Genomic DNA, 7,655 nt, shown 5'->3' with positions numbered 1-7,655 from the left:
AGATCGCTTTTTATCTGGAATTCACCAACCGGAAAATATAAAAAATAAGCAATATAAATAAAGACATTTTTTTAATAAACTCCAGTAAATTGGTTTATTCTTATACTTAACTTCAACGACAAAGCGAGTTCACGCTTTACTCAAAGAGAGTCACTATGGGACAGCTGATTGACGGTGTATGGCACGATAACTGGTACGACACCAAATCCACCGGCGGCCGCTTTAAGCGCTCTGAGTCTGCCTTCCGTAACTGGGTCACTCCTGACGGTCAGGCCGGATTAACCGGTAAAGCAGGCTTTCGCGCTGAAGCTGGTCGCTATCACCTTTATGTATCTCTCGCCTGCCCCTGGGCGCATCGCACACTGATTATGCGAAAGCTGAAAGGGCTGGAAAATCTGATTTCCGTTTCCGTGGTGCACCCGCTAATGCTGGAAAATGGCTGGACGTTTGATGATGATTTTCCGGCAACCACCGGCGACAGCCTTTACCAGAACGAATACCTTTATCAGCTTTATCTGCATGCTGACAAAGAGTACACAGGGCGTGTCACCGTGCCGGTGCTCTGGGATACACAACAAAACACCATTGTCAGCAATGAGTCGGCCGATATTCTGCGGATGTTTAACAGCGCGTTTGATGCGGTCGGTGCAAGAGCTGGCGACTATTACCCGGCAGACTTGCGCGACAAAATTGATGAAGTGAACGGCTGGGTTTATGACACGGTGAATAACGGCGTGTATAAGTCTGGATTTGCCACTTCGCAAAGCGCCTATGATGAGGCGGTTACCGCGCTGTTCGACTCGCTGGAGAGGCTGGAGCAGATGCTGGGGCAGCATCGCTATCTGACCGGCGACCGACTGACCGAGGCCGACATACGCCTGTGGACTACGCTGGTGCGCTTCGATCCGGTCTATGTTACTCACTTTAAATGCGACAGGCACCGCATCAGCGATTACCTGAATCTGAATGGTTTTCTGCGAGAAATTTATCAGTTGCCGGGCCTGGCAGAGACAGTGGACCTGGCTCATATCCGCGATCACTACTACCGCAGCCATAAAACCATCAATCCATACGGTGTGATTTCAACAGGACCGGCCTTCGACTGGGATGAACCCCACGGCCGCGATGAACGCTTCCGCCAGGTGATAAGTGCACAGGCTTGATGCCTGTGCTCATCGCTGGCTGATTCAGCTCTGTCGCTTCGCCAGCAGCTTCGGGATCTCCCGCAGACACCAGGCTTTAGCCTCGCCCATGCTGTCACGCCGCCACGCCATGATAATGTCCACTTCCCGCGTATATTCCGGGCTAACCACACGTAGCCGCCCTTCGGCAATGTCTTTCTCCACCATGGGATAAGGCATGGAAGCAACGCCCAGACCAGCCAGCAAAGCGCGATGCTTGTCTTCGATTGAACTGACGGTCAGACGCTGCTGCTTATCCAGCAGCTGCACGGTGAGCACCGGACGTTCACGGGCTGTATCCGCCACCGCAATGCCCCGGTATTTCACTCTGGTGACTTCAGAAAGCGGCTCAGGCTCAGCGTGAATGGGATGATCCGGGCTGGCGACAATCACGCTCATCATGCTGTAAAGCTTGCGGGTGTTGATCTCTGAAGAGGCGCGGAAATGCATATCCGGCGCGATAACAATATCCGCACGTCCCTGCTCCAGGCGCTCCCAGGCACCCGCCAGCACTTCAGTGATCAGCGAGACCTGAGTACTGGCTTTGTCAGAAAGTTTATCGATCAGAGGAAAGAGATATTCACAGGGCACCAGCGCTTCAGTCACGATGGTGAGATGAGTTTCCCAGCCACGCGCCAGCGCTTCGGCATCGGTAGTCAGCTTGTCCGCCGCTTCCAGCAATACCCGCCCGCGCTCCAGCAGCATCCGTCCCACGTTGGTGAATTTGGTCCGGTGACCAGAGCGGTCAAACAGCACCACATCCAGCTCCTCTTCGAGCTTCTGCATGGTGTAGCTGAGAGCGGAAGGCACACGGCCCAGCTCATCGGCCGCGGCGGCAAAACTGCCCCGGCGATCGATTGCATCCATCACACGCAGCGCTTCCAGCGTCAGGGCACGATCTTTGGCCATAGCGATTCTCTGTCAGGAATTTTGAATATACCGAGCAGATTAACTGGCTAACAATCTGGCGTCCAGAAACTTACCATAGCAGGATAATAAACGGTCGGCTTCAGGCACGATCGGGGAGGACCACATGATTACCAGTCGCACGGCGCAAGAGTGTGGCAAAGCTGATTACGGCTGGCTGCAGGCGCGTTATACATTTTCCTTTGGCCACTATTTTGACCCCAAATTACTGGGCTATGCGTCTTTACGTGTGCTCAATCAGGAAGTGCTGGCACCCGGGGCTTCCTTTCAACCGAGAACCTATCCAAAGGTCGATGTCCTTAATCTGATTTTGCAGGGAGAGGCGGAGTATCGCGACAGTGACGGTAACCATGTCACCGCCCGGACGGGGGAAGCGCTGCTGCTTTCAACCCAGCCCAACGTCAACTACAGCGAATTCAATCTGAGCAAAGAGCAGCAGCTTACGCGGATGCAGCTGTGGCTCGATGCCTGCCCGGAGCGTGAAAACGCGGCGGTACAGCGCGTAAAGGTGGCTGATAATATCCGCTATACGCTTCTGGCTTCACCAGACGGTGCGGAGAACAGCCTGCAGCTCCGTCAGCAGGTCTGGGTGCACCATGTGATGCTGGAGCCAGGCGAGACGCAAACTATCAGGCTGCATGGCCCAAGAGCTTATCTGCAGTCGATTCACGGCAGCCTGAATGCGGTGACTCACTCTCAGGCGAAAGAAGAGTTGGTGTGTGGCGACGGTGCGTTTATTCGTGAAGAAGAGAGCGTGACGCTGATGGCCGATACTCCCCTGCGTGCGCTGGTTATTGATTTGCCGGTGTAACCCTGTTGCTCGCCCACATAAAAGAAAATGCCCCGGACGGTCTGGATCGTCAGGGGCATTATTTTGAGTCAGAGACTTTTACTGAAGTTTACTCAACCAGAAGTGATACAACTGAATTGCAGCAGGTCCGATAGCCGCCTGGCTCTGGGTATATTCTTCCGGCGTCATCTGCTCCAGGTTGGTGGTGCTCACCTCGTCAGCATGAATAGCGATAGCTTCCAGAGCCGGAGCTTCACTGGAAGGTAAGGCCGACCAGTTATCCAGCGCCACGCCCCGCATATAGCCAAAGCACCACTCCTCCACCACCAGATAATCTTCACCTTCCAGGGTCTGATAACCAAACAGAGGATCAAACTGATCGGGCGCATCGCGGAGTCTTTCAGCGATATCGTTCATGTGCTGCAGCGTCAGCTGCTGGAAGCGCTGTTGTTCTGCGGCGGATGACCAGTCCGGTTCCGATGCATCAGGCCCCCAGATGGCCGCCTGCCACTTCTCAGGCTGGACGCGGCCAGGCCCGGAAAGGATGGCCGTCAGCATGCCATCCAGCTCGGAGACATCCAGCACGGAATCGTCGCTTCCATGTTTCATCAGGATCTCATCCAGCCATTCGATCTGATCTTCGTCCAGTGGTCCGGTGTTCATGTGGCTTTCTCCTTATGAATTTCAACTCTTAGCGAAGTTTACCCGTTAATGTCAGTGGAAGTGTAAGTGATATGCAGCCTGCTGAGGTGAATAAATCGTAATTTCAGTGGGGACGGAAAGCAAAAACCCCGCCGGTGCGGGGTTTTTCCTGAATGATTCGAAGCTGACCGGTAAGCCGCTTTCTTTTCACAGAGAGCGTCGTGGACAGTCATTCATTCTGCGGAGTTACCATAAGCAAAAACCCCGCCGGTGCGGGGTTTTTCCTGAATGGTTCGAAGCTGACCGGTAAGCCGGGTTCTGTCGTGGACAGTCATTCATCTAGGCCAGCAATCGCTCACTGGCTCAAGCAGCCTACCCGGGTTCAGTACGGGCCGTACCTTATGAACCCCTATTTGGCCTTGCTCCGGGTGGAGTTTACCGTGCCGCGAACTGTTGCCAGACGCGCGGTGCGCTCTTACCGCACCCTTTCACCCTTACCTGATCCCACAAGTGGGCCATCGGCGGTTTGCTCTCTGTTGCACTGGTCGTGGGCTTGCGCCCCCCAGGCGTTACCTGGCACCCTGCCCTATGGAGCCCGGACTTTCCTCCCCTTTATCTGTCTCCCCCGAAGGAGGACGGCAATAAAGCGGCGACTGTCTGGTCAGCTTCGGCGCGGATAATAGGGTATTCCGCGCGGTTTGTCACCCCTCTTGCTGATCCAGGGCGTACTTATACAGCGCGTTCTTTTTCACCGAGTGGATTTCAGCAGTCAGCTGGGCAGCCTTTTTTAACGGCAGCTCTTTCTGTAACAGGGCCAGAGTTCGCAAGGCCTCCGGGGGTAATGCATCTTCTTCGGCGTGGAAGCCTTCCACAATCAGCACCATCTCGCCCTTGCGGCGGTTTTCGTCTTCCTGCACCCAGGCCAACAGCTCACCCACCGGCGCACCGTAAATCGACTCCCAGGTTTTGGTGATCTCCCTCGCCAGTACCACATAGCGTTCTGGCCCCCAAACCGTGACCATATCCTGTAAACTCTCCAGCAGGCGGTGGGTCGATTCATAGAAAATCAGCGTACGCGGTTCCTGCTCCAGCGTGCGCAAAGTATCGCAACGCCCTTTGCTTTTGGCTGGCAGAAACCCTTCGTAACAGAATCGATCTGACGGAAGTCCCGCTGCGCTTAATGCTGTAATCGCGGCACAGGCTCCGGGTAAAGGCACCACGTTGATGCCAGCTTCACGGCAGAGACGGACCAGATGATAGCCAGGATCGTTGATCAGCGGCGTGCCTGCATCGGAAACCAGCGCGATGCTTTGCCCGTCCCGGAGCTTGGCCAGCAGCGTTTCCGCCTTTTGCTGTTCGTTGTGATCGTGCAATGCGAACAGGCGCGCATTGATGGCGAAATGTTGTAGCAACAGCCCGGTATGACGTGTATCTTCCGCTGCGATCAGATCGACGTTTGCAAGCACCGCCAGAGCACGCTGGGTGATATCGCCCAGGTTACCAATCGGGGTTGGGACGATATAGAGCGTGCTGGCAGAAATATCTTCGCGTTGTTTCATTGTTTGATCCGAATTGCCGATTTAATATTGAGCATCTTGAAAAAAACACCACTGGATACAGTATGCTTCCTTCGAAAGTCATTCATAACAAAGCAGGACGCTGCATGCCTGTTCTGCTGGCCGCCCTGATTTTTGCCGGGTGTACCAGCCAGGGCCCGCAAACGCCACCGGCGAATGTGCAGGGCGCAGCCACAGGCACTTCCGACTACTATCTGCAGCAGATGCAGCAAAGCTCAGATGATAACAAGGTTGACTGGCAATTACTCGCTATCAGAGCGCTGTTAAATGAAGGGAAGATCCCTCAGGCCAACGACCAGATTGCCAATCTGCCACAGAAATTGAGCGATACTCAGCGCCAGGAAGCCCTGCTGCTGCAGGCTCAGCTGAAAATCACCCAGCAGGATCTCAACGGCGCGGGCCAGTTGCTGAAGCAGATTGACAGTAGTGCGTTATCAAAAGATCAGCAGGCGCGTTACTACCAGCTGCAGATCGCCACCAGCCAGGGGCGTCCTTCTCTGGATGTGCTGCGTGCTTATATCGCGCAGGAGCCTCTGCTGCAGAACCCGGCCGATAAGCAGAAAAACATTGATGCGACCTGGCAGACGCTGCTGCAGATGACGCCAGACCAGATCAACAACATGGTGATCAACGCCAACGAAAACACCCTGCAGGGCTGGCTGGATCTGCTTAGCGTTTACAAGGCCAACAGCAACGCGCCGGACATGCTCAAAGCGGGGATCAGCGACTGGCAGACGCGCTATCCTTACAACCCTGCGGCGAAGATGCTGCCAACGGCACTGAGCAATGTGCAGAACTTTCAGCAATCTTCGACCGGTAAAATTGCCCTGCTGCTGCCGCTGAGCGGCCAGGCGCAAATTTTTGCCAACGCTATCCAGAAAGGGTTTAACGACGCGAAGAACGGCGTACTGGTTCAGGCTTCAGCTCCGGCACCAGCGCAACCTGCAGGTGGCACGGCCCCGGCAGCAAATGCGACACCAGCGGATCCAAATGCTGTAGTCAGCCCGTCAGCTCCGCCAGCACAGGGAAGCCAGTCCAATCCGGTCGCAGCACCAACAGATAACGCTGCCGCGACGCCGGACACCGCTAACCCGGCGGCGACAAACCCGGATGGTACCCCTGCGGCAGGCAATCCTGGCGCACAACAGCAGCCTGCGGCTCAGAGCGGCAGCGTAGCGCAGACCGCGCCACCGTCCAGCTCAACGCAGGTGCAGGTCTATGACACCAGCACCCAGCCGATTGACCAGGTGCTGGCGCAGGCACAGAAAGATGGCGCTACGCTGGTAGTCGGTCCGCTGATCAAAAGCAACGTTGAGCAGTTGGCCTCGGTGCAGACCCCGCTGAATATCCTCGCGCTGAACGAACCGGAGTCGGTACAGAACCATCCGAATCTTTGCTACTTTGCGCTTTCTCCTGAAGACGAAGCTCGCGATGCCGCCCATCATATGTGGGACCAGGGTAAGCGTGCACCGCTGCTGATGGTGCCGCGCAGCTCGTTAGGCGACCGCGTCAGCAAAGCTTTTGCGCAGGAGTGGCAGAAGCTGGGTGGCAATACCGTGCTGCAGCAGCAGTTTGGCTCCAAAGCGGAACTGAAGCAGGGGATCAACAGCGGTGCCGGACTGCGCCTGAGCGGAACGCCGGTTACCAGCGCGCAGCCTGAGCAGCCACAGGGCGTGACCATCGCCGGGCTGAACATCCCGGCTCCGGTAACCAGCCCACAACCTGCCGCAGCGGGCAGCGATGGCAACGTGGATTCGGTCTACATCGTGGCGACTCAGGATGAGATGGCGCTGATCAAACCGATGATCTCTATGCGCGTCAGCAGCCGCAGCATGGTACAAATGTATGCCAGCTCGCGCAGCTTCCAGGCCGGTGCCGGTCCGGATTATCGTCTGGAGATGGAAGGCCTGCAGTTCAGCGATGCCCCACTGCTTTCAGGGAGCAACCCGGCCCTGATGCAGCAGGCAGCGAAGAACTTTAATAACGATTACTCGCTGGTTCGTCTGTATGCGATGGGCGTGGATGCCTGGACGCTGGCCAACCACTTCAACGAGATGCGCCAGCTGCCGGGCTTCCAGATCAAAGGGGAAACCGGCAACCTGAGCGCCACCCAGGACTGCGTTATCAACAGGAAGTTGACATGGAGCCAGTATCGTCAGGGACAAATCGTTCCGGCCTCCTGAGCCGACAGCAAACTGGGGCGGGCTGTGAACAACAGGCCCGCCGCCTGCTCGAACAGGCAGGGCTGATTTTTGTGGCGGCGAACGTCCGCTTTCGGGCCGGAGAGATCGACCTGATTATGCGCGACAGGGCGACCTGGGTTTTCGTTGAGGTCCGCTATCGCCGCAATGCGTTGTTCGGTGGTGCCGCAGCCAGCGTGACCCGCAGCAAGCAGCTTAAGCTGTTAAAGGCCGCCGCCCTGTGGCTGAACCGCCGTCGGGAGAGTCTGGAAACCGCAGACTGCCGTTTCGATGTGGTTGCCATAACCGGCGCAAAGGTTGACTGGCTCCCCAATGCTTTTTCAGCAGAGTGAAGGCT

The 7,655-nt window shown here is 56.2% G+C and carries 7 protein-coding genes and 1 other RNA gene; 4 read left to right on the top strand and 4 right to left on the bottom strand.

Annotated elements, in window-relative coordinates:
- The first annotated feature begins 155 nt into the window (after window positions 1–155).
- On the top strand, window positions 156–1,163 hold the full coding sequence (locus tag GSQ70_RS03840) for a glutathione S-transferase family protein (RefSeq protein ID WP_158781313.1): 1,008 nt from the start codon (window positions 156–158) through the stop codon (window positions 1,161–1,163).
- 24 nt (window positions 1,164–1,187) lie between these two features.
- Here the strand turns inward: GSQ70_RS03840 and GSQ70_RS03835 are convergent, their stop codons facing one another.
- Window positions 1,188–2,090, bottom strand: coding sequence for a LysR family transcriptional regulator (locus GSQ70_RS03835; protein ID WP_158781310.1), 903 nt, complete (start codon window positions 2,088–2,090; stop codon window positions 1,188–1,190).
- A 124-nt stretch (window positions 2,091–2,214) separates the two neighbouring features.
- On the opposite strand from GSQ70_RS03835, the gene GSQ70_RS03830 reads away from it, so the two are divergent.
- Window positions 2,215–2,919, top strand: coding sequence for a pirin family protein (locus GSQ70_RS03830; protein ID WP_158781307.1), 705 nt, complete (start codon window positions 2,215–2,217; stop codon window positions 2,917–2,919).
- A 78-nt stretch (window positions 2,920–2,997) separates the two neighbouring features.
- Here GSQ70_RS03830 and GSQ70_RS03825 read toward each other — a convergent pair whose 3' ends face one another.
- The 3 genes from GSQ70_RS03825 to rsmI all read right to left on the bottom strand — a co-directional run bounded on the left by GSQ70_RS03825 (window position 2,998) and on the right by rsmI (window position 5,099).
- Window positions 2,998–3,561 carry a UPF0149 family protein gene (locus GSQ70_RS03825; protein WP_158781305.1) on the bottom strand — a complete coding sequence of 188 codons (564 nt, stop codon included), beginning with the start codon at window positions 3,559–3,561 and terminating at the stop codon, window positions 2,998–3,000.
- A gap of 270 nt (window positions 3,562–3,831) precedes the next feature.
- Window positions 3,832–4,209, bottom strand: an RNA gene (rnpB, locus tag GSQ70_RS03820) — RNase P RNA component class A.
- A 32-nt stretch (window positions 4,210–4,241) separates the two neighbouring features.
- Window positions 4,242–5,099 carry a 16S rRNA (cytidine(1402)-2'-O)-methyltransferase gene (gene rsmI / locus GSQ70_RS03815; protein ID WP_158781302.1) on the bottom strand — a complete coding sequence of 286 codons (858 nt, stop codon included), beginning with the start codon at window positions 5,097–5,099 and terminating at the stop codon, window positions 4,242–4,244.
- A gap of 62 nt (window positions 5,100–5,161) precedes the next feature.
- On the opposite strand from rsmI, the gene GSQ70_RS03810 reads away from it, so the two are divergent.
- Both GSQ70_RS03810 and GSQ70_RS03805 read left to right on the top strand, forming a co-directional pair.
- Window positions 5,162–7,300, top strand: coding sequence for a penicillin-binding protein activator (locus tag GSQ70_RS03810; protein ID WP_158781300.1), 2,139 nt, complete (start codon window positions 5,162–5,164; stop codon window positions 7,298–7,300).
- On the top strand, window positions 7,258–7,650 hold the full coding sequence (locus GSQ70_RS03805) for a YraN family protein (protein ID WP_158781298.1): 393 nt from the start codon (window positions 7,258–7,260) through the stop codon (window positions 7,648–7,650). Before GSQ70_RS03810 ends, GSQ70_RS03805 begins: the two co-directional genes overlap by 43 nt.
- The last annotated feature ends 5 nt before the right edge of the window (window positions 7,651–7,655 follow it).

Origin of the sequence: Pantoea sp. BAV 3049, from assembly GCF_009765445.1 — a bacterium.
Classification (GTDB): Bacteria; Pseudomonadota; Gammaproteobacteria; order Enterobacterales; family Enterobacteriaceae; genus Erwinia.
This window is presented reverse-complemented; position numbering and strand designations above follow the sequence as displayed.

Coding starts and splice junctions, on each gene's coding strand:
- GSQ70_RS03840 (WP_158781313.1), top strand. CDS start 156: ATGGGACAGCTGATTGACGGTGTATGGCACGATAACTGGTACGACACC.
- GSQ70_RS03835 (WP_158781310.1), bottom strand. CDS start 2,090: ATGGCCAAAGATCGTGCCCTGACGCTGGAAGCGCTGCGTGTGATGGAT.
- GSQ70_RS03830 (WP_158781307.1), top strand. CDS start 2,215: ATGATTACCAGTCGCACGGCGCAAGAGTGTGGCAAAGCTGATTACGGC.
- GSQ70_RS03825 (WP_158781305.1), bottom strand. CDS start 3,561: ATGAACACCGGACCACTGGACGAAGATCAGATCGAATGGCTGGATGAG.
- rsmI (WP_158781302.1), bottom strand. CDS start 5,099: ATGAAACAACGCGAAGATATTTCTGCCAGCACGCTCTATATCGTCCCA.
- GSQ70_RS03810 (WP_158781300.1), top strand. CDS start 5,162: ATGCTTCCTTCGAAAGTCATTCATAACAAAGCAGGACGCTGCATGCCT.
- GSQ70_RS03805 (WP_158781298.1), top strand. CDS start 7,258: ATGGAGCCAGTATCGTCAGGGACAAATCGTTCCGGCCTCCTGAGCCGA.